Annotated in this window: 15 protein-coding genes and 1 pseudogene; 9 read left to right on the top strand and 7 right to left on the bottom strand. The window is 70.1% G+C overall.

Going from position 1 to position 19,545, the window contains the following annotated elements:
* Nucleotides 1-93: 93 nt before the first annotated feature.
* Nucleotides 94-1,479, bottom strand: a complete 1,386-nt coding sequence (locus CRT23_RS13665) for an FAD/NAD(P)-binding protein (protein ID WP_103710149.1) — start codon at nt 1,477-1,479, stop codon at nt 94-96.
* A gap of 313 nt (nt 1,480-1,792) precedes the next feature.
* Here CRT23_RS13665 and CRT23_RS13660 point away from each other — a divergent pair, with 313 nt between their 5' ends.
* From CRT23_RS13660 to CRT23_RS13645, 4 genes are read left to right on the top strand one after another with little or no spacing between them, the layout of a single operon-like run.
* Nucleotides 1,793-2,896, top strand: a complete 1,104-nt coding sequence (locus CRT23_RS13660; RefSeq protein ID WP_103710148.1) for an LLM class flavin-dependent oxidoreductase — start codon at nt 1,793-1,795, stop codon at nt 2,894-2,896.
* Nucleotides 2,896-3,888: an ABC transporter substrate-binding protein gene (locus CRT23_RS13655; RefSeq protein ID WP_103710147.1), complete on the top strand. Its 993-nt coding sequence runs from the start codon at nt 2,896-2,898 to the stop codon at nt 3,886-3,888. Before CRT23_RS13660 ends, CRT23_RS13655 begins: the two co-directional genes overlap by 1 nt.
* Nucleotides 3,889-3,917: 29 nt before the next feature.
* On the top strand, nt 3,918-4,466 hold the full coding sequence (locus tag CRT23_RS13650) for a cupin domain-containing protein (RefSeq protein WP_103710146.1): 549 nt from the start codon (nt 3,918-3,920) through the stop codon (nt 4,464-4,466).
* 14 nt (nt 4,467-4,480) lie between these two features.
* A complete protein-coding gene (locus CRT23_RS13645) occupies nt 4,481-5,446 on the top strand; it encodes an aliphatic sulfonate ABC transporter substrate-binding protein (RefSeq protein WP_103710145.1) in 966 nt (321 codons plus the stop codon).
* Between the two features lie 55 nt (nt 5,447-5,501).
* Here the strand turns inward: CRT23_RS13645 and CRT23_RS13640 are convergent, their stop codons facing one another.
* Nucleotides 5,502-6,248 (bottom strand): glucose 1-dehydrogenase, encoded by a 747-nt coding sequence (locus CRT23_RS13640; protein WP_103710144.1) that lies wholly within the window; start codon nt 6,246-6,248, stop codon nt 5,502-5,504.
* A 107-nt stretch (nt 6,249-6,355) separates the two neighbouring features.
* Here CRT23_RS13640 and CRT23_RS13635 point away from each other — a divergent pair, with 107 nt between their 5' ends.
* A complete protein-coding gene (locus tag CRT23_RS13635; RefSeq protein ID WP_103710143.1) occupies nt 6,356-6,751 on the top strand; it encodes a helix-turn-helix domain-containing protein in 396 nt (131 codons plus the stop codon).
* A 129-nt stretch (nt 6,752-6,880) separates the two neighbouring features.
* Here CRT23_RS13635 and CRT23_RS13630 read toward each other — a convergent pair whose 3' ends face one another.
* Together CRT23_RS13630 and CRT23_RS13625 are read right to left on the bottom strand one after the other, a co-directional pair.
* A complete protein-coding gene (locus tag CRT23_RS13630; protein WP_245436202.1) occupies nt 6,881-8,143 on the bottom strand; it encodes a D-serine ammonia-lyase in 1,263 nt (420 codons plus the stop codon).
* A gap of 55 nt (nt 8,144-8,198) precedes the next feature.
* The gene (locus tag CRT23_RS13625) at nt 8,199-8,663 is read right to left on the bottom strand and encodes an Lrp/AsnC family transcriptional regulator (protein WP_103710141.1); all 465 of its coding nucleotides are present in this window, start codon (nt 8,661-8,663) and stop codon (nt 8,199-8,201) included.
* A gap of 154 nt (nt 8,664-8,817) precedes the next feature.
* Between CRT23_RS13625 and CRT23_RS13620 the strand changes: the two genes are divergently transcribed.
* The 3 genes from CRT23_RS13620 (at nt 8,818) to CRT23_RS13610 (ending at nt 14,202) form a co-directional block, all read left to right on the top strand.
* Nucleotides 8,818-9,828: a 1-aminocyclopropane-1-carboxylate deaminase gene (locus tag CRT23_RS13620; protein ID WP_103710140.1), complete on the top strand. Its 1,011-nt coding sequence runs from the start codon at nt 8,818-8,820 to the stop codon at nt 9,826-9,828.
* Nucleotides 9,829-10,633: 805 nt separating this feature from the next.
* Nucleotides 10,634-12,415, top strand: a complete 1,782-nt coding sequence (locus CRT23_RS13615) for a GGDEF and EAL domain-containing protein (protein ID WP_103710139.1) — start codon at nt 10,634-10,636, stop codon at nt 12,413-12,415.
* A 347-nt stretch (nt 12,416-12,762) separates the two neighbouring features.
* The gene (locus CRT23_RS13610) at nt 12,763-14,202 is read left to right on the top strand and encodes an FAD-binding oxidoreductase (RefSeq protein WP_103710138.1); all 1,440 of its coding nucleotides are present in this window, start codon (nt 12,763-12,765) and stop codon (nt 14,200-14,202) included.
* Between the two features lie 7 nt (nt 14,203-14,209).
* Here CRT23_RS13610 and CRT23_RS13605 read toward each other — a convergent pair whose 3' ends face one another.
* The 3 genes and pseudogenes from CRT23_RS13605 to CRT23_RS13595 form a co-directional block, all read right to left on the bottom strand.
* Entirely contained in the window at nt 14,210-15,259 is a 1,050-nt protein-coding gene (locus CRT23_RS13605; protein WP_103710137.1) for a histidine kinase dimerization/phosphoacceptor domain -containing protein, read from the bottom strand.
* A gap of 13 nt (nt 15,260-15,272) precedes the next feature.
* A complete protein-coding gene (locus CRT23_RS13600) occupies nt 15,273-15,686 on the bottom strand; it encodes a response regulator (RefSeq protein WP_103710173.1) in 414 nt (137 codons plus the stop codon).
* Between the two features lie 35 nt (nt 15,687-15,721).
* A pseudogene (locus CRT23_RS13595) lies at nt 15,722-17,611 on the bottom strand (MHYT domain-containing protein); the annotation flags it as partial.
* Between the two features lie 170 nt (nt 17,612-17,781).
* Between CRT23_RS13595 and CRT23_RS13590 the strand changes: the two are divergent.
* A complete protein-coding gene (locus CRT23_RS13590; protein ID WP_103710135.1) occupies nt 17,782-19,404 on the top strand; it encodes an ABC-F family ATP-binding cassette domain-containing protein in 1,623 nt (540 codons plus the stop codon).
* The last annotated feature ends 141 nt before the right edge of the window (nt 19,405-19,545 follow it).

Here is a 19,545-nt window from a genome sequence, read left to right as displayed (position 1 = left end):
AGAGGACGATAGCCGCATCGCCCGGGAATGTGCTTCCAAAGATCCGGCGCGGCGGAGAGCGGCGTCGCACCGAAGGCCGGTTCGGCGGAAGGCTCAGGCGGCCAGGCGGTGGCCGAGCTCGTCGGCCACCGCGCGTGCGAGGTGACGGGCCGCGTCGCGGATATCCGGCACCGCGATGCATTCCCAGACCACGCCGCGCAGCATCGGCCCGAAGGCCCAGATCGGAGCGTGGTGCGGCGGACCCACGACCGTGCCGCCCGGGCTCGCCGCGATCCCGAGGCCGAACGGGCCGGGCCGGACGAGGCCGCGGGCCAGCAGGGTGCGGAGCAGCGGATCGTCGGTCTCGGCGAGCCGGCTGAAGCCGGTGGCGTCGAGGATGCCCTGCGCCTCGACCCGCTCGCGCCGGTCGGTGCCGCGCGGGCGCAGCGTCACCACCGCCCGGTCCGGCGCCGCGTCGATGGCCAGGATGCGCCCGGCCCGGACCACGAGGCCGCCGCGCCGGATCTCGGCCGCGATGGCCTCCGCCGCCGGGGGTGCCGTGCGGTGGCGGTGCACGTCCCAGTAGGGGCGGACATGGCGCAGCATCCTGGCCTGCTCGGCCCGCGGCAGCCCGGCCCAGAGCGCGTCGGTGATCGGCCGCAGGGCGTCGATGACCCCGCGCCAATCGTCGCCGGCCTCCCGGGCCGCCGCGATCCTGCGCCGGACGGCGGCGACGAGCCGGCGGGCGGAAGTGCGGATCTCGGGGGTGAACTCGGGGCGCCGGCCTGCCGGGACGGCCGCGTGGGGCTTCGGCAGCAGCCCCCGGCGGGACACGGCGACGATGCGGCCGGTGAACCCTTCGCGGCGCAGGGCCGCCACCGAATCCATCATGGTCAGGCCGGTGCCGATCACCAGGACGTCGCGCGCCGGATCGAGGGCGCCGAACGCTTCCGGACGCCACGGATCGAGCCGGTACCGGCTCGGCACGACCGCCGGACCCGGAAGGTTGCCCATCGCCAGGACCAGGCCCGCCACCGGCCGGGGCGGAACGCCCACCCCGTGCAGGACGAAGCCCTCCGACACCGGCTCCACGTCGACGATCGCCGCCGAAAGCGGGACCAGCCGGTCGCCGGCGCTCGTCACCACGCGGGCCCAGCGCTCCGCCAGGTAGCGGCCGTAGAGCCCGCGCGCCGCGAAGGTGCCGGCCTCGGTTTCGCGGATTCCCCGCCGCTCCTCCGCGCCGAAGGGCGTGCGCGCCAGCCAATCCGCGAAGTCCTCGGGCCGCTCGGAATCGGCGCTCATCTGGCTCGCCCGAAGATTCAGCAGATGCTCCGGGTTGGTGGTGGCGTAGGCGAGGCCGAGGCCGAAGGGGCGGCTGCGCTCGCAGAGCAGCACCGCACGATCCGCCGGCAGGGCGCGCAGCAGCTGCTCCGCCGCCATCAGGCCGCTGAAACCGCCTCCGATGATCGCGATCGGACGTGGCCCGTGGGTCGAGGACATGGTGGGGGGCTCCCGAAGCTGGTGGGCGCCCGGGTTTTACGAAGGTTCTTTAAAGAGAACAAGCCGTGGATCGAAGGCCCGTGAGACGGGGACCGGCACCGTGATCGGCCGCCGATTTGAGTGTATGACCTCTATTCGCCCGCAATATTCCAAGATTGCGAGGCCGAGTGGGACGCTTTCCTTCCGTATGTCGTTCTGTAAAAAGAACGTTCTCGTTGACTCGCGCCGCGGTGATCGGGACGATGCAGGGGGGTGCCGCGACCGTGCCGGACCCCTTCGCCCGCCGCCGACACCCACCCCTGAGAGGGCCGTCATGAGCTTCCTCGATCCGGACGCCGTCGAGTTCATCGGCTTCGCCGCCCCCCGCGAACAGTCGGAGATCCATGCGCCCACCGGCCCGGCCATCGACCGCGACTACCTGCGCCTCCTGGCCCAGGCGCAGGAATGGGGCGGGTTCGACCGCATCCTGGTGGCGTTCTACGCCACCGCGCCGGACGCGCTCCTGCTCGCGGCGCAGATCGCGGCGGTGACCGAGCGCATCGGCCTGATGATCGCCCATCGCACCGGCTTCACCGCCCCCACCGTGGCGGCGCGCCAGTTCGCGACCCTCGACCAGCTCACCGGCGGCCGCGTCGCGCTCCATGCGATCAGTGGCGGCGACGACCGCGAGCTCGCCCGGGACGGCGACCACCTCACCAAGGACCAGCGCTACGCCCGCACCGACGAGTTCCTGACCATCGCCCGGCAGGCCTGGACCGCCGCGCGCCCCTTCGACTTCGCCGGGGCGCATTACCGGGTCGCGGGTGGATTCTCCGAGGTGAAGCCGGTCGATCCGCGCGGCATCCCGGTCTATTTCGGCGGGGCCTCGCCGGCGGCCATCGCGGTGGCGGGCCGCCACGCCGACACCTACGCCCTCTGGGGCGAGAGCCTGGACCAGGTCCGCGAGGCGATCGCCAAGGTTCGCGCCGCGGCGGCGCCCTACGGACGGCACCCGCGCTTCAGCCTGTCGTTCCGGCCGATCCTGGCCGAGACGGAGGACGCCGCCTGGGCGCGGGCGGAGGACATCCTGGCCCGGACCCGCGCGACCCGCGCCGCGCAGGGGCTCGGCCCCGCCGCGGCCCCGCAGAACGAGGGCTCGCGCCGGTTGCTGGCGGCGGCGGCCGAAGGGACGCGCCTCGACGCCCGGCTCTACACCGCCATCGCACGGGAGACCGGGGCGTCCGGCAACTCCACCGCCCTGGTGGGCACGCCCGAGCAGGTCGCCGAGGCGCTGCTGGCCTATCACGACCTCGGCGTGCGCACCTTCCTGATCCGCGGCTTCGACCCGCTGACGGACGCCCTCGCGTATGGCCGCGACCTGATCCCGGCCTTCCGCCGGCTGCTCGCCCGACGTGGCGCCCGGGCGGAGGCGGCGTGATGCGTATCCCCCTCGCAGTCCTCGCGTTTCTGGCCCTCGTGTTTCCGGTCCTCGCGTTTCTGGCCCTCGCGGGTCTCGCCCGCGCCGACGACGCCGTGCCGCGTGCCGACGGCACGGTGCTGCGTGTGGGCGACCAGCGCGGCAACGCCCGGGCGCTGATGGATGCGGCCGGCGTGCTGGCCGACCTGCCCTACCGCCTCGACTGGAGCGAGTTTCCCGCCGCGGCTCCGCTGCTGGAGGCGCTGAATGCCGGGGCGATCGATGCCGGCGGGGTGGGCGACGCGCCCTTCACCTTCGCGGCCGCCGCCGGAGTGCCGGTGAAGGCGTACCTCGCCTTCCGCAACCGGCAGGACGGCCTCGCCATCCTGGTGGCGAAGGAGTCGCCGATCCGGTCCGTGGGCGACCTGAAGGGGAAAAGCATCGCCACCAACCGTGGCTCCATCGGGCATCAGGTCGTGCTCGCGGCCCTGGAGGAGGCGGGCCTGCCGACGAGTGCCGTGACCCTGCGCTTCCTGCCGCCCGCGGACGCCAAGATCGCCCTGGCCAGCGGCAGCGTCGACGCCTGGGCGACCTGGGAGCCCTACACCTCCAGCGCCGAGCTCGCCGGCCTCGCCCGGGTGGTCCGGGACGGCAACGGCATCACCCCGGGCCTGAGCTTCGCGGTGGCGAGCGACGCGGCCCTGAAGACCAAGCGGGCGCAGCTCGCCGATTTCGGCCGGCGCCTCGTGGCGGCCCGGGACTGGGCCCTGAAGGACCCCGCGCCCTACGCCGCAATCTGGTCGAAGCTCATCGGCCTGCCCGAGGCGGTGCCCCTGCGCTGGTTCGCGCGGGCGCAGTACCGGGCCGTGCCGATCGACGCGGCCGTCATCGCCGACGAGCAGCGCACCATCGACCTCTACGTCCGGTCCGGGTTGATCCCGCAGGCCCGCGCCCCGAGCGCCGCGGCGATCCTCGATCGCAGCTTCGAACCGGCGCCCGCTGCGGTACGATGAGCCGCGACCCCCAGCACGCGAGGCGACCCATGCACGGCGAACACGACCAAAACCAAGACCACGCCCACGATCATGCCCACGATCGCAGCCACCACGACCACGCTCACGACCACGGGGCGGCCGCGCGTTGGAAGCACGACGGCGTGCGGGTGATCCCGGGCGACAAGCTCGACGCCAACACGGCCCAGACCCCCGGCATGTTCCGGCAGGCGGCGATCAACCATGCCCGGGTCGGCGCCCAGAAGATCTGGGCCGGCACCGTGGCGATCGCCCCCGACGCCAAGACCGGCGTCCACCACCACGGCGCCCTGGAGAGCGTGATCTACGTAATCTCGGGCCGCGCCCGCATGCGCTGGGGCGACCGGCTCGAATACGTGGCCGAGGCCGGACCCGGCGACTTCATCTTCGTGCCGCCCTACGTGCCGCACCAGGAGATCAACGCCGACCCGGACCAGCCCCTGAACTGCGTCCTCGTGCGCTCCGACAACGAGGCCGTGGTGGTCAACATCACCGATGTCGAGCCCGTCGAGCGACCCGAGACGGTCCACTGGGTCGACCCCATCCACAAGCATCCCTGACGAGACGAAACTCCATGATCCATCGCCGCCACGCGCTGCGCGCCGCCGCGCTCAGCCTGTTCGCCCTGACCCTGGTCCCCGGAAACGCCCGGGCCGCCGAGGCGGGCAAGCTCCGCATCGGCTTCCAGAAATCCTCGACGCTGATCGCCCTGCTGAAGGAGGATTCCGCGCTGGAGAAGGCCCTGGCGCCGCTGAACGTCACCGTCACGTGGCACGAGTTCACCAGCGGCCTGCCGATCATGGAAGCCCTGAATGCCGGGCAGATCGACGTCTCGGCGGATGTCGCCGACACCGTGCCGATCTTCGCCCAGGCCGCCCAGGCGCGGATCGCCTACATCGCGCAGGAGGCGGCCTCGCCGGCGGCGCAAGCGATCCTGGTCGCGGCCGATTCGCCCATCCGCTCGGTGGCCGATCTCAAGGGCCGCAAGGTCGCGGTGACGAAGGGGGCCGGCAGCCATTACCTGCTGCTGGCCGCCCTCGCGGCCGAGACACTGCCGTTCCGGGCGATCAACCCGGCCTACCTCACGCCGTCGGACGGGCGTGCGGCCCTGGCCAGCGGCGGCGTCGAGGCCTGGGTCGCCTGGGATCCGTTCCTGTCCGCGGCGGAGCAGCAGACCGGGGCTCGGATCCTGCGCGACGGCACCGGCCTGTCCCCGTACAAGCGCTACTACCTCGCCGGGGCCGAGTACGCGACGCAGCGCGCCGACGTGCTCGCGCTCCTGTTCGGCAAGCTGAACGAGACGGGGGCCTGGGTGAAGGCCAACCCGGACGCGGCCGCCGCCCGGCTCGGCGCCCTGTGGAAGCTCGACCCCGCCATCGTCCGGCAGGCGAATGCCCGACGCAGCTATCAGGTCGAGCCCGTAACCCGCGCCGCCCTGGCCGAGCAGCAGACCATCGCGGATGCCTTCCGCGCCGAGGGCCTGCTCCCCCGCGCCGTGGACGCCGCGGCCCTGCCGATCTGGGCGCCGCCGAGCCTCTGATCGGGCCGGCTCCGGCCTCGCCGCGCCCCGACGGGGGCGCCCGAGGCCGCACCGGTCAGCGGATGCCGCCGCTGGCGGTGATGTTCTCGCCGGTGAGCCAGCGGGCCTCGTCCGAGGCGAGGAAGCTGACGACGTCGGCGATGTCGCCCGGGTGGCCGGCACGGCCCAGCGGCGTCTGCGCGACGAAGCCCGCCTCCATCTCCGAGCCGGTGATGCCGGCGCTGTGCGTGCCCTCGGTGACCACGTAGCCCGGGCTGACCGTGTTGACCCGGATGCGGCGCGGGGCGAGCTCGTTGGCGAGCACGCCCGAGATCGCGTTCACGGCGCCCTTCGTGCCGCTGTAGACCGCGGCGGCGGGCGTGCTGACATGGGTGATGGCCGAGGAGATGGTGATGATGCTTCCGCCCTCGCCGAGGTGCTTGGCCGCCGCCCCGGAGGCGAGCAGGACGCCCAGCACGTTAATGTCGAAGAGCCGGCGGTAATGCGCCTCCGTGACCTCCTCGATGGCGGCGAATTCGTAGACGCCGGAATTGTTGACCAGCACGTCGAGCCGGCCGAACTGCGCCACCGCCGCCTCGATCAGGGCCTGCGCCTCCGCGGTCTTCGAGACGTCCGCCCGCACCGCCACGGCCCGGCCCCCTGCGGCGGTGATCTCCGCGACCACCGCCTCCGCCCCCGCCTGGCTCGAGGCGTAATTGACCACCACGGCCGCGCCGTCTCGCGCCAGCGCCTTGGCGATTCCCGCACCGATGCCCTTCGACCCGCCGGTGACGACGGCGACCTTGCCCTGAAGCTTCGACATCCGAGTATCCTTCCACCCTGGGCCGGCGCCGCCCTGGCGCCGCGCATCCCATAGTTCGGAAGTTCGGAACTTCCGAAGCGCGGATCAAGTCCCTAGATGTCGAAAACATGAGACCGCTGTTTCACCCCGCGCCCGAGGACCTGCAGACGAGTGCGATCCTGCACGCGCTGGCCGACCCGAACCGGGCCGCGATCTTCGCCAACATCATGCGGGCGGGCTGCGTCGAGGCCTGCTCGGCGCTCTCGGCGGTGGGCGACCGGGTGATCCCGAAATCCTCGCTCTCCAACCACTTCAAGGTGCTGCGCGAGGCCGGGCTGATCCGCAGCGAGCGCCACGGGGTCGAGATGCGCAACCACGCCCGCTGGGCGGAGGTCGAGGCCCGCTTCCCGGGCCTGCTCGTGTCGATCCTGAACGCCTATGCAGGCGAGGGTCCGCGGATGGAGGATGGGGCGGCGGAGCGACTCCCAGCGCCCATTCCTCCCGATAGCGGGTCGTCGATCTGACTGCCGATCACTCCGTCCCGTCCTCCCGGGGCGCCGTAGGCGGGCCCGGAAGGACGCGGTGCCGGGGTCGGACCCGCCCGTCGCCCCTCCCCGCCTCGGAATCCGAACCGCCGCGGAATCCGAACCGCCTCACGCCGCGGCCGCCAGCGCCTTCTGGAATTCCGCCTCGGGTAGGAGCGCCCCGCCGGTGGTCCACACCACCTGGGTGGCGCCGCGCAGCTCGGGCAGGGCCGCCAGGGTCGGGCGGACGGCCGCGAAGGCGGCGGCGGCCGAGGGTTCGAGGCGCAGGGCCGCCCGCTGCCAGAGGTCGCGGACTCCGGCGAAGAGCGCCGCATCCGCCACGGTGACGACGCCCGCGATGAGGGGCCCGACGGTGCCGGCGACGAGGAGCGAGGCGCTCGACACCGCGAGGCCGTCGGCGGCGGTGCGGTTGTCGAGGCCGATGTCGTAGACGCTGACCGGCCGGTCGAGCCCGGCGGCGAGCTGCACCAGCATGCAGGGGGCGGCGACGGGCTCGACGAAGACGCAGTGGACCGCGTCGCCGAACAGGAGCTTCAGCCCCAGGGTGACGCCCCCCGGCGCGCCCCCGACCCCGCACGGCAGGTAGACCACCAGGGGATGCGCGGCATCGACCGGGATGCCGGCCGCCCCCAGCTGGCGCTCCAGGTCGAAGGCCGCCGCGGCGTAACCGAGGAACAGGTCGACCGAACTCTCGTCGTCGACGAAATGCGCGTCCGCCCGGCCCGCGAAGGCGTCCCGCGCCGCCGAGACCGCGCTGCCGTAATCGCCCGCATGCTCCACCACCCGGGCGCCGATGTCGTGCAGGCGCTGCTTCTTCCAGGCCTTGGCATCGTGGGACATGTGGACCTCGACCTGGAAGCCGAGGGCACGGGCCATCACCCCGACGCTGAACCCGAGATTGCCGGTGCTGCCCACCGCCACGGTGAAGGCGCCAAACCCGGCCCGGAGCTCGGGCTCGGCCAGGCGGGCGTAGGATTCGCCCGGGCGCAGCCAGCCCCGCGCCAGGGCCAGCCGCTCGGCCGTGACCAGCACCTCGTAGACGCCACCGCGGGCCTTGATGCAGCCCGTCACCGGCAGGTCGTGGTCGGCCTTCACCCACACGGCCGCTGCGGCGCCGCCGCAGACATGGGTGGCGACGTCCGGTGCCAGCGCCATCAGGGGCGAATCGATCCGCCCGGTCTCCAAGTCGGGGAACAGGGCCGCCAGCAGCGGGTCGAACCGACGCCAGCGCGCCTCCGCGTCGCGGACCGCCGCGAGGCCGTAGGCGAGGCCGGGCAGGATCTCGGCGGCCGGCCGGCCGTGCGGGTTGCGCCAGACCGTCGGACGCCCCGCGCGCACGGCCTCCGGAATCCCCTGCGGCTGGTCGGACATGGGCAGCATCCCTTTGCGGGTGATGGGTGACGCGGGTACGCGGTCGACGGCCGTCTCAGATGTCCAGCGGCGCATTGTCGACCACCTCCTTCATCACGAAGAAGGTCCGGGTCTGGCGAACCCCCGGCAGGGCAATCAGGGTCGCGCTGTGGAGGCGGTTGAAATCCGCCATATCGGAGACGCGGATCTTGAGGAAGTAGTCGAAGTCCCCGGCCACGAGGTGGCAGTCGAGCACCATGGGCATGGCGCGCGCCGCGGCCTCGAAGGCGGCGAAGCTCTCCGGCGTCGAGCGGTCCAGCACCACCCCGACCATGACGAGGGAGCCGCGCCCGACCTTCTCGGGCGCGATCTGCGCCCGCACGCCCCGGACGTAGCCCTCGTCGAACAGGCGCTGGATGCGCCGGTGGCAGGTGGCCGCGCTGGTGTTCACCCGCTTGGCGATCTCGGCATTGCCCACGCGCCCGTCGGCCTGGAGCAGGCGCAGGATCTTCAGGTCCATCCGGTCCAGCCCTGCATCCATGAAAGATCCTCTCGGCAAGGGCGCGACTGACGAAAGGGCTGTTCGTTCCGGAGCGCACAACGCCCGACATTGCAAAATCCGCGCCCCGATTTCGAGAGCACCTTTCGCAGGGTCTTTGCTAGCTTTTCCGGGCTGACCACGAAGGACCCCGTCCATGCTGTCGAAATTCGAGCGCTATCCCCTCACCTTCGGCCCGACCCCGATCGAGCACCTGCCCCGCCTCACCGCCCATCTCGGCGGCGACGTGCTGATCTACGCCAAGCGCGAGGATTGCAATTCCGGCCTGGCCTATGGCGGCAACAAGCTGCGCAAGCTCGAATTCATCGTGCCCGACGCCATCGCGAGCGGGGCCGACACCCTGGTGACCATCGGCGGCGTCCAGTCCAACCACACCCGCATGGTGGCGGCGGTGGCCGCCAAGATCGGCATGAAGTGCCGGCTGATCCAGGAAGCCTGGGTGCCGCACGAGGACGCCGTCTACGACCGCGTCGGCAACATCATGCTGTCCCGCATCATGGGCGCGGAGACGCAGCTCGTGGATGACGGCTTCGACATCGGCATCCGCGAGAGCTGGACGAAGGCCCTCGAGGACGTGAAGGCGAAGGGCGGCAAGCCCTACGCGATTCCGGCCGGGGCCTCGGTGCACAAGTTCGGCGGCCTCGGCTTCGTCGGCTTCGCCGAGGAGGTCCGCGCCCAGGAGGCCGAGATGGGCGTCCACTTCGACCACATCGTGGTCTGCACCGTGACGGGCTCGACCCATGCCGGCATGGTGGTGGGCTTCGCCGCCGACGGGCGCGCCCGCAACGTCATCGGCATCGACGCCTCCTGCACCCCGGCCCAGACTAAGGCGCAGGTGCTGGAGATCGCCCGCAACACCGCCGAGCTCATCGGCGCCCCGGCCATCACCGCCGACGACATCGTGCTGAACGAGGACTACGCCTACCCGGTCTATGGCGTGCCCTCGAAGGAGACCGTCGAGGCCATCCGCCTCTCGGCCCGCCTGGAAGGCATGATCACCGACCCCGTCTACGAGGGAAAGTCCATGCAGGGCATGATCGACCTCGTGCAGAAGGGCTTCTTCCCCAAGGGTTCGAAGGTGCTCTACGCCCATCTCGGCGGCGCCCCGGCCCTCAACGGCTACAGCTACACCTTCCGCAACGGCTGAGGTGCCGGACCGGCCGGCGTCGCTGCCGGGCCCGGACGGGGCCCGGCTCCGCAACAGGGTCGAGGGGGCCGCCCCATGGCGCTCTCGCCTTCCGATTTTCGCGCTTCCGAAGTTTTTCGGCGACGGGTCCGCCGAGAGCCTGCGAGCGCGGAGCCCCTCGCCTGGGCGTCGAATGCCGATCGACGATCCCCGACTCGAACAGCGAAAGCAGGGGTTTGCCGGTCGGTCCGTCGACCGGCACAGGCTCGCCCGCGCCGACGGTCCGGAGAAAGCTGAGTTCGGCGAGCCTTGGCTTGGATGTCGCGTTCCGAGCATCCAGAAAGGTCATGCCTGCCGGCCGAGAAGCAACTCTATCTTTTGATGGAGATCGCCGAGCGTAACGTTTCGATCCTCAGGGCAGGAAGACCATCGGTGTCGGCGGGATTCACCTTTGGACAACGAAGACACAAGGATTCGTTGCCCTCTCCGAAATCGCAACGATCTCGAAACGGCGTTCCTCCAGGCTTGCGACGTGGACTTGAACGCTCGGAACGATAGGGACACTCGGAACCACGGGGGCGCGAAGACAGTCGGACGACGCCGGATCGGACGGACCGCGTGAAACGGCGCGGTGTGTGGTTGGGACCGCCCGTCGTGGATGTGGGATCGGGCGAGGCCCGCGCGGCGCGCGAGCGAAGTCGAAGGCTGCATCTGAGGTGCGACTCAAGCGCATAGAGCGCTAAGTGCGATAGAAGCTGCGTAACCCACTAGTCCTGTGTTCGTATTTTGCTGATAGTATCATGTCGATGCTAACATGAGTTAGGCAATGGCGATCAGTAATACCGAGGACGAGCGTCTTCATGCGCTCAAGCAACTGAGGCTCCTCGATACGCCTCCCGCTGAAAGCTTTGATCGCATCACCCGAATGGCGAGTCAGCTGTTCGATCTACCGATCGCCGCGATTTCCCTGACCGACAGCGACCGGCAGTGGTTCAAGTCCCGGGTCGGCGTCGATCACTGGGAGATCCCGCGGGATCGAGCGCCCTGCGGTGAGGTGGCGGACACGACCCGTGCCGTGCTGATTCCCGACCTCAGGGACCATCCCTGTTACCGCGACAGCCTGCTGGCGCAATCCGGGATACGGTTCTACGCGGGCGCGCCGCTGATCACCCGCGAAGGGTTCTGCCTGGGCGCCATGTGCGTCCTCGGTACGGAGCCGCGCCAGGTGTCCGAGCAGGAGCAGGCCGCCCTCACCGATCTGGCCGCCATGGTCATGGCGCAGGTCGAGCTTCAGCACGCGTTCGGGCGCGTCGACGCCGTGACGGGCCTGCCGAACCGGCATCAGCTTCTCGAGGACCTGCACGACCAGGCCGCCGGCGGGGACGGAGGGCCGCGTCACCTCGTGCTGGCCGAGGTCATCGATGCCCTCAAGATGTCGGATACGGTGCGGGTGCTCGGCGTCGGGGTCATCGAAGACCTGATGCGGGAGGCGACCCGTGCCATCTCGGCCAGCATCGGGCTCGACACCCAGATCTATCACGTCGGCGCGGCCCAATTCGCCTGGATCGTTCGATCGTCCCAGGCCGAGACCGGACTCGAGGATCGCCTGCGCGATCTGGGCGCCCATCTGCACAAGCACCTGAGTTCGGCGCCCGTCCGGATCTCCCTGAACCCGGTCATCGGCGTCGCCCCGATCGCGGTCGGGCAGACCCTCGCTGAAGACGCGATCCGCATGGCCCACAACGCCGCGCAGGAGGCGCGCCTCACGGGCCAATCGGTGAGCACGTACTCGATGGTCGCCGACGATCACCATCGGAGGCGTTTCCGGCTCCTGAGCGACATGCGTACGGCGCTGATCTCCGGCCGGGAGCTCTCGCTCGTCTACCAGCCGCGCATCGACCTGCGAACGGGCGCCTGCATCGGGGCCGAGGCGCTCCTCCGCTGGAAGCACCCCGAACTCGGCGGCATCTCACCGGGAGAATTCATCCCGCTGGTCGAACAGACCGATCTCGCCGGTCCGCTCACGGCTTGGGTCATCGCCGAGGCCATCCGCCAGATCATGGCCTGGCGGGACATGGCCATCGAGCTGTCCGTCTCGGTCAATGTTTCCGTGGCAAACCTCGATCAGCCTGAATTCGCGACCGACCTCATCGAACACCTGCAAAGGGCCGGCATCCGTCCCTCGGTCTTCGAGGTCGAAGTCACCGAGAGCGCCCTCATCAAGAACCGAACGCATGTCGAGGAGCAGCTGCGGACGATTCGAAACGCCGGCATCCGCGTGGCGATCGACGATTTCGGGACCGGCTACAGCAGTCTTTCCTACCTGAGGCACCTGCCGGCGGACCTCGTGAAGATCGATCAGTCGTTCGTGCGCGATCTGGCGGGCGATCAGAAGGGGCAGATGCTCGTTCGGCATCTCATCGAGATGTCCCGCGGGCTGGGCTTCCGCGTGGTCGCCGAGGGGGTCGAGGACGCGCAGGCTTACGAGATCCTGAGGTCCTGGCACTGTGAGGAAGCCCAGGGATACTGGATGTCTCCGCCCCTCGCCGCGATCGACCTGCAGGCTTGGCTCGGGGCGCAGGCGACCGTCCGGGACGAAGCGGCATAGTCCGAGGCGGAGGCCGACCGGGGCACCGGTTGATCGGACCGGGATCGGTATCCGGCAAGCCCGCGCGGCGTTGTCCGGTAAGCCCGCACGGCGCTCGGGCGAAGGCCGAATCCGTGCGCTCGTTCCGAAGACGCGCGATGTCTCGATCGCGATGGCTTGCTCGCTCGCGATCTCTCGCCCGGTTTGCCCTGCCGATCGCGACGGCATCGGCCGGAATGTCCCAGGGCCGCGGCCGTCGCATCCCGCGGAGTCCATCGGGAAAGGCGCTTCCCTTCGGAGCGGCTGCGCGACATGGTCGGTCCGCAACGGCCGAACCTGCACGACGCACGCCACGAAGAGCCCTGCCTATGGTGGAATCCCTATCGAACCGCGACGTCCCCGATCGCGACGCCCTCGCCCCCTTCGAGGCCCTGCTCGGTCCCGGCGGGGTCCTCACCGATCCGTCGATGACCGCCCGCTACACCCGCGACCAGCGCGACCTGATGCAGGGCGACACCCCCGCCGTGCTGCGCCCGCACAGCGTGGCCGAGGTCCAGGCCCTCGTCGGGCTCGCGCGGACCCACGGGTTCGGCCTCGTGCCCCAGGGCGGCAACACCGGCTACGTCGGCGGGGCGACCCCGGAACCTGGTCGGCGCCAGCTCGTGGTCAGCCTGGAGCGGATGACCCGCATCCGCGCCGTCGACCCCCTCAACTTCACCCTGTCGTGCGATGCCGGCACCATCCTGGCGGACGCCCAGAAGGCGGCCGATGCCGACGGGCTGTTCTTGCCGCTGAGCCTCGGCTCCGAAGGCAGCTGCCGCCTCGGCGGCAACCTCGGCACCAATGCGGGCGGCCTCCAGGTCCTGCGCTACGGCATGGCCCGCGACCTCGTCCTCGGGCTCGAGGTGGTGCTGCCGGACGGGACGCTGTTCTCCGACATGCGGACCTTGCGCAAGAACAACATCGGCTACGACCTGAAGCAGCTCTTCATCGGCGCCGAGGGGACGCTGGGCATCATCACCGGGGTGGTCCTCAAGCTCTGGCCGGCCCAGGGCCAGCGGGCCACCGCCTGGCTCGAGCTCGCCGAGGGGGCGCCGATCCCCGAGATGGCCGCGCTGGTGCGCCGCGAAACCTCCGACCTCGCCTCGACCTTCGAGCTGATCTCCGCCTCCTCCCTCGGCCTCGTCACCGAGATGCGCGGCGCCGAGACCGGACTGAAGGCCGGACCCGGCGGCGCCGTGCTCCTCGAGCTCACCGCCTCCTCGGACCGCATCCCCCTCGACGACGTGCTGATGGGCTGCCTGGAGACCCTGATGGAACGGGGCTGGGTGGTCGACGCGGTGCTGGCCCAGTCCGAGACCCAGCGCCGGGCCTTCTGGGCGGTGCGCGAAACGATTCCCGAGGGGGAGAAGCATGCCGGCGGATCGGTCAAGCACGATATCGCCGTGCCGATCTCCCGCCTGACCGATTTCCTCGATCGCGCCGCCGCCCTGCTCGCCGAGCGCCTGCCGGGCGTCCGCCTCTCGGTCTACGGCCATGTCGGCGACGGCAACCTGCACTACAATCTCGTCGTGCCCGCGGGTCACGACCGGCTCGCGTTCACGCGCGAGATCGAGCGGGGTTTTGCCCACGACCTCTACGCGATCGCGCTGGAATACGGCGGCGGATATAGCGCGGAATACGGCATCGGCCGCTTCAAGCGCGACCTGCTGGAGCGCTACGCCGACCCCGCCCGCCTGCGCCTGATTGAGACCCTGAAGCGCGGCCTCGACCCCGACGGAATCATGAACGCGGGCGCGCTGGTTTGAGGTGTCCTCAGTCCTGGAACGACAGCGTCGCCCGGGTGCCGATCGGACCACCGCCATAGACCAGGGCCGAGCGCAGGTTCGCCGCCATCGCCCGAATGATCCGGGAGCCGAGGCCTGTGCCCCGCGGCTGGCCCTCGCCGGTCCAGCCGATGCCGTCATCCTCCACCGTGAGGGTCAGGCCATCGGTCCCCTGGCGCGCGACGGAGACACGGATTTCCCCAGACGCATCAGGGGGATAGGCGTATTTGTAGGCGTTGGTCACCAGCTCGGTGACCACGACGCCGACCGAGACGGCCTTGTCGGTGGCGAGCCGCACCGGCGCCGCGTTGAGCCGGATGGCGTGATCGCGCCCGGCTGCCTTCATGGCCGCCTGGAGCTCCTCCACGAGGCTCGTCAGGTAGGCGTCGAGGTCCACCGCCTCCACGTCGTCGGAGGTGTAGAGCCGGCGGTGGATGCCGGCGATCGCCGAGATCCGGGCCTGCATCTCCCGGAGGGCGGCCTTCGCGGCCGGGTCCGTCACCGCGTTGGTCTGCATGTGCGCCAGCGCCGCCACCAGCGCCAGCGAATTGGCAACGCGGTGGTTGACCTCCCGCAGCATGATCTCCGCCCGGTCGCGCGCCTCCCGCACCGCCTGCTCGGCCCGCTCCTTGTCCCGCCGCAGCGCCTCCTGCCGCAGGGCGGTATCGATCGCCTCCCCGAGGAGCTCCCGGAACTGGCCCTGCAGGTCCTTCCAGACGTAGTCGACGGCCCCCGCCTTCAGGGCTGCGACTGCGACGCGGCTGTCCTCCGAGCCGGTGACGTAGACCACCGGCGGCGCCTCCGGCAGGGCGCGGATCGCGGGCAGGATGTCGAGGCCGGTCTGACCGGGCATGTGATGGTCGAGGGCGACCACGTCGATGCCGCCTTCCCCGAGACGCGCCAGTCCGGCATCGCCGTCGAGGGCGAGCTCCACGGCGTAGCCCCGTGCCGCGAGGGCGCGCTGCACGAGCCGCCCCAGGCCGGGGTCGTCGTCGATGTAGAGGACGCGACCGCGGCCGAGGGGCGCGGGCTCTGTCATGAGCGGGCGGATTTCATGGGTTTTCCGGCACCTGCATGACCGAGAAGAACAGCCCGAGCTGTCGGATGGCGTTGGCGAAGCCCTCGTAATTCACGGGCTTGGTGATGTAGACGTTCGCGCCGAGGTCGTAGCAGCGCTGGATCTCGCGCTGGTCGTCCGTGGTGGTGAGGACCACGACCGGCGAGCGCTTGGTGTGGGGGTTCGCCTTCACCTTCTCGAGAATGTCGATGCCGGTCATGTCCGGCAGGTTCAGGTCGAGCAGGATCAGCAGGTGGCGCTTGGCGCTCGCCTCACCGGTGCCGTCGGTGCCGAAGAGATATGCGAGCGCCGATGTTCCGTCCCGGAAGGGCAGGATCGTGTTGTTCACGCCGGCGCGGCGAATGTTGCGCTCGATCAGGCGCCCATGGCCTTCATCGTCCTCGATCATGACGATTTCGACGGCGTTCACGCTTCGCTCCGCACCTATTCGGCGGCGAGCCGCATCGGCGGCCCGTCCTGTCCCTGACCTGTAGCGGTCTCACGCGGCAGCGTCACGCTGAAGGTTGTGCCCACCCCCAGTTCCGATGCGACCGCGATCCGGCCGCCGAGGGACCGGACCAGCGCCTTGACGTGGGCGAGCCCGATGCCCTCTCCGGGCTTGTCCTGCGCACCGGAGCGCCGGAATAGCTCGAACACCCGTGCGTGATCCCGCTCGGCGATGCCGCGCCCGTTATCGGCGACGCTGTAGCGGATGCGGCCGCCACCCAGCACCTGCGCCTTGATCTCGATCCGCCCCGGCCGCGCCGGGTCGAGATACTTGACCGCATTGTCGATGAGATTGCCGAAGATCTGCTCGATCGCCAGCCGGTCGGCGACGAGGCGGGGCAGGTCCGGCGCGACGACGACGCGAGCGCCGACCTGCTCGATCTGGTGGTGCTGCGCATCGGCGAGGCGGCGCAGCAGGCTCGTCATGTCGAGACGCTCCGGCGTGAAGCTGCGCCGCCCCTCCCGCGACAGCTTCAGGATGGCGGCGATCAGGCGTTCCATGCGGGTTACCGCGGCCTTGATGAAGTCAAGGGCTTCACCGAGGTCCGCATCGATCCGCTCCGCCTGCGGATGCCCCTGCAGGGCGGCGCGTACGTCCTCGCGGGTCGTTTCCAGCTCGCTCGTGAACCCCATGACATTCACGAGAGGCGCGCGTAGGTCGTGGCTCACGATGTAGGCGTAGCGCTGGATCTCCTCGTTGGATTCGCGCAGTTCGGCTTCGGCTTGACGCTGCTCGGTGATGTCGGTGTGGACGCCCACCCATTCCCGGATCGATCCGTCGGCATGCAGGACCGGGACGGCGCGGATGGCGTAGTGGCGCCAGGCGCCATCGGCAGAACGTACCCGGTGCTCGTGAACGAAGGTTCGCCGCGCCCGCACGGTCTCGTTCCACGCCGCGATGCTGGTCTGCCGATCGTCAGGGTGAACGGCGTTGGCCCAGCCGTAGCCTTCGTATTCGGCCCGGTTCTGCCCCGTGATGGCGCTCCAGCCCGGCTGCTCGCCGAGCATCCGACCCTCCGCATCGTTGGTCCAGAGCACGCCACGCACGGCCTGCACGGCGGCGCGGAAACGCGCTTCACTGGCCTGGAGGTCGCCCTGGACCCGCTGCTGATCGAAGGAGGAGGCGAGCATCGCCAGGAACAAGATCAGGAACGTCGCGCCGGCCACCGCCAGGGCGAGATTCTGCTGCGCCGCATTGAGACCGGTCGCATGTGCATCAGCACCGTCGGGCGAGAAGTTCGCCGCGGCCATGCCGGTGTAGTGCATGCCCGCCACCGCGAGACCCATCACGGTGGCGGCGATGAGCGTCTGCCACACGCTGTTCTGGCGCAGGGTGAGCCAGAGGGCCGCCGTCGCCGCCGTGACCGCGATGACGACCGAGAGCGCAACCAGCGGCCAGGCATAGGTGAGATGGCTCGGCATCCGCATCGCGGCCATGCCGGTGTAGTGCATCGCGGCCACGCCCAGGCCCATGGCTGGGCCGGCAATGAACAGGTTGCGTCGGGTCGCGCTCGGCCGGCTGATCCAACCGAAGGCGGCACCGGTGCAGGCGATGGCCAGCCCCAGGGACAGCGCCGTGGTGCCGAGGTCATAGGCGACCGGCATTCCCATCTCGAAGGCCAGCATGCCGACGAAGTGCATCGACCAGATCCCGCCGCCCATCGCGCAGGCGGCGGCAGCGATCCAGGCCCAGCGGGGCCCGCCCGCCGAGACTCGGCCGCGGCCGCCGAGATCCAGCGCGGTGTAGGAGGCGAAGATCGCGATCGTGACGGACAGGGCGACGAGCGCCGGATTGTAGCCGGTGTGGACCATCGGGGGCGCGGAGAGACCATTCTGACCGTGAAAGCGCCAGCCTAGCGGGTCTTCGACGCGAGGACCATCGGCGTCGAACCCTTAGAAGACACCGGCCGGGTGCCGGGTGCACTACCCCTCGGGGCCCGCATGCCGTAAGGCCCCAGCACCCGCCCGAACCTCCGTGACCCCGTGATCCGCACCCCATGATTCGCCTCGAAAAAATCGGCAAGCAGAACGGCCGCCAGATCGTCTTCATCGAGGCCTCCGCCGCCCTTCAGCGGGGCGAGAAGGTCGGTCTGGTCGGTCCCAACGGTGCCGGCAAGACCACGCTGTTCCGGATGATCACCGGCGAGGAGCAGCCCGACGAGGGACAGGTCGCTGCGGATCGCGGCATCACCATCGGGTATTTCAGCCAGGATGTCGGCGAGATGTCCGGCCGCACGGTGGTCTCCGAGGTCATGAACGGCGCGGGCCCGGTCAGCGAGATCGGGGCCGAGCTGAAGGAGGTCGAGCAGGCCCTGGCCGACCCGGACCGGGCCGACGAGATGGAGGCGCTGATCGAGCGCTACGGCGAGGTCCAGGCTCGTTTCGAGGAACTCGACGGCTATGCCCTGGAGGGGCGGGCCTACGAGGTGCTGGCGGGCCTCAGCTTCTCCCAGGAGATGATGGACGGCGACGTCGGCAAGCTCTCGGGCGGCTGGAAGATGCGCGTGGCGCTCGCCCGCATTCTCCTGATGAATCCCGACGTCATGCTCCTGGACGAGCCGAGCAACCACCTGGACCTGGAGAGCCTGATCTGGCTCGAAGCCTTCCTCAAGGGCTACGAGGGCGCCCTGCTGATGACCTCGCATGATCGCGAGTTCATGAACCGCATCGTCACGAAGATCGTCGAGATCGACGGCGGACAGCTCACCACCTACTCAGGCGACTACGCGTTCTACGAGCAGCAGCGGGCGCTCAACGAGACGCAGCAGCAGGCCCAGTTCGAGCGTCAACAGGCGATGCTCGCCAAGGAGATCAAGTTCATCGAGCGCTTCAAGGCGCGGGCCTCCCACGCCGCCCAGGTGCAGAGCCGGGTGAAGAAGCTCGACAAGATCGAGCGGGTGGAGCCGCCCAAGCGCCGCCAGAGTGTCGCCTTCGAATTCCTGCCCGCCCCCCGCTCGGGCGACGACGTCGTGATGCTCAAGAACGTGCACAAGCGTTACGGCAGCCGTACGATCTACGACGGCCTCGACTTCTCGATCCGGCGCCGCGAACGCTGGTGCGTGATGGGCATCAACGGGGCCGGCAAGTCGACGCTTCTCAAGCTCGTGACCGGAACTGCCGAGCCCGACGACGGGAGTGTCGCGGTCGGTGGCAGCGTCAAGCTCGGCTACTTCGCGCAGCATGCCATGGACGTGCTGGACGGCGACCGCACGGTGTTCGGGTTCCTGGAGGATTCCTTCCCGCAGGCGGGCCAGGGGTCCCTGCGGGCCCTTGCAGGCTGCTTCGGCTTCTCGGGAGACGACGTGGAGAAGCGCTGCCGCGTGCTCTCAGGTGGCGAGAAGGCCCGTCTGGTGATGGCGCGGATGCTGTACGATCCGCCGAACTTCCTCGTCCTCGACGAGCCGACGAACCACCTCGACATGGGTACCAAGGAAATGCTCATCGCAGCCCTGGCGACCTACGAGGGCACGATGCTGTTCGTGAGCCACGACCGGCACTTCCTCGCTGCGCTGTCGAACCGCGTCCTCGAACTAACCCCGGACGGAGTCCATCAGTACGGCGGCGGCTACACCGAGTACGTCGCACGTACCGGCCAGGAGGCGCCGGGACTGCGAAGCTGATGGTCGGAGCAAAGGGGTAGGCCGGCTCATCGGCTAAGCCGATGCGGGCTGAACCAACCGCTATTCGCATCGCCAACCCGTCGGCCTCGGATCGACAGGAACGGCAGCCCGACGAGTGATACGAGGGTACCATCAGTCACA

Source organism: Methylobacterium sp. V23 (genome assembly GCF_002917135.1).
Classification (GTDB): Bacteria; Pseudomonadota; Alphaproteobacteria; order Rhizobiales; family Beijerinckiaceae; genus Methylobacterium.
Note: the sequence above shows the minus strand (reverse complement) of the source record. Positions and strands in the feature narration are given on the sequence as shown.

What these genes read in the sequence shown, in the direction of transcription:
- CRT23_RS13650 (WP_103710146.1), top strand. Translation starts at nt 3,918, where the DNA reads ATGCACGGCGAACACGACCAAAACCAAGACCACGCCCACGATCATGCC.
- CRT23_RS13590 (WP_103710135.1), top strand. Translation starts at nt 17,782, where the DNA reads ATGATTCGCCTCGAAAAAATCGGCAAGCAGAACGGCCGCCAGATCGTC.
- CRT23_RS13645 (WP_103710145.1), top strand. Translation starts at nt 4,481, where the DNA reads ATGATCCATCGCCGCCACGCGCTGCGCGCCGCCGCGCTCAGCCTGTTC.
- CRT23_RS13630 (WP_245436202.1), bottom strand. Translation starts at nt 8,143, where the DNA reads ATGTCCGACCAGCCGCAGGGGATTCCGGAGGCCGTGCGCGCGGGGCGT.
- CRT23_RS13605 (WP_103710137.1), bottom strand. Translation starts at nt 15,259, where the DNA reads ATGACAGAGCCCGCGCCCCTCGGCCGCGGTCGCGTCCTCTACATCGAC.
- CRT23_RS13665 (WP_103710149.1), bottom strand. Translation starts at nt 1,479, where the DNA reads ATGTCCTCGACCCACGGGCCACGTCCGATCGCGATCATCGGAGGCGGT.
- CRT23_RS13620 (WP_103710140.1), top strand. Translation starts at nt 8,818, where the DNA reads ATGCTGTCGAAATTCGAGCGCTATCCCCTCACCTTCGGCCCGACCCCG.
- CRT23_RS13640 (WP_103710144.1), bottom strand. Translation starts at nt 6,248, where the DNA reads ATGTCGAAGCTTCAGGGCAAGGTCGCCGTCGTCACCGGCGGGTCGAAG.
- CRT23_RS13660 (WP_103710148.1), top strand. Translation starts at nt 1,793, where the DNA reads ATGAGCTTCCTCGATCCGGACGCCGTCGAGTTCATCGGCTTCGCCGCC.
- CRT23_RS13615 (WP_103710139.1), top strand. Translation starts at nt 10,634, where the DNA reads ATGGCGATCAGTAATACCGAGGACGAGCGTCTTCATGCGCTCAAGCAA.
- CRT23_RS13655 (WP_103710147.1), top strand. Translation starts at nt 2,896, where the DNA reads ATGCGTATCCCCCTCGCAGTCCTCGCGTTTCTGGCCCTCGTGTTTCCG.
- CRT23_RS13635 (WP_103710143.1), top strand. Translation starts at nt 6,356, where the DNA reads ATGAGACCGCTGTTTCACCCCGCGCCCGAGGACCTGCAGACGAGTGCG.
- CRT23_RS13610 (WP_103710138.1), top strand. Translation starts at nt 12,763, where the DNA reads ATGGTGGAATCCCTATCGAACCGCGACGTCCCCGATCGCGACGCCCTC.
- CRT23_RS13600 (WP_103710173.1), bottom strand. Translation starts at nt 15,686, where the DNA reads ATGATCGAGGACGATGAAGGCCATGGGCGCCTGATCGAGCGCAACATT.
- CRT23_RS13625 (WP_103710141.1), bottom strand. Translation starts at nt 8,663, where the DNA reads ATGGATGCAGGGCTGGACCGGATGGACCTGAAGATCCTGCGCCTGCTC.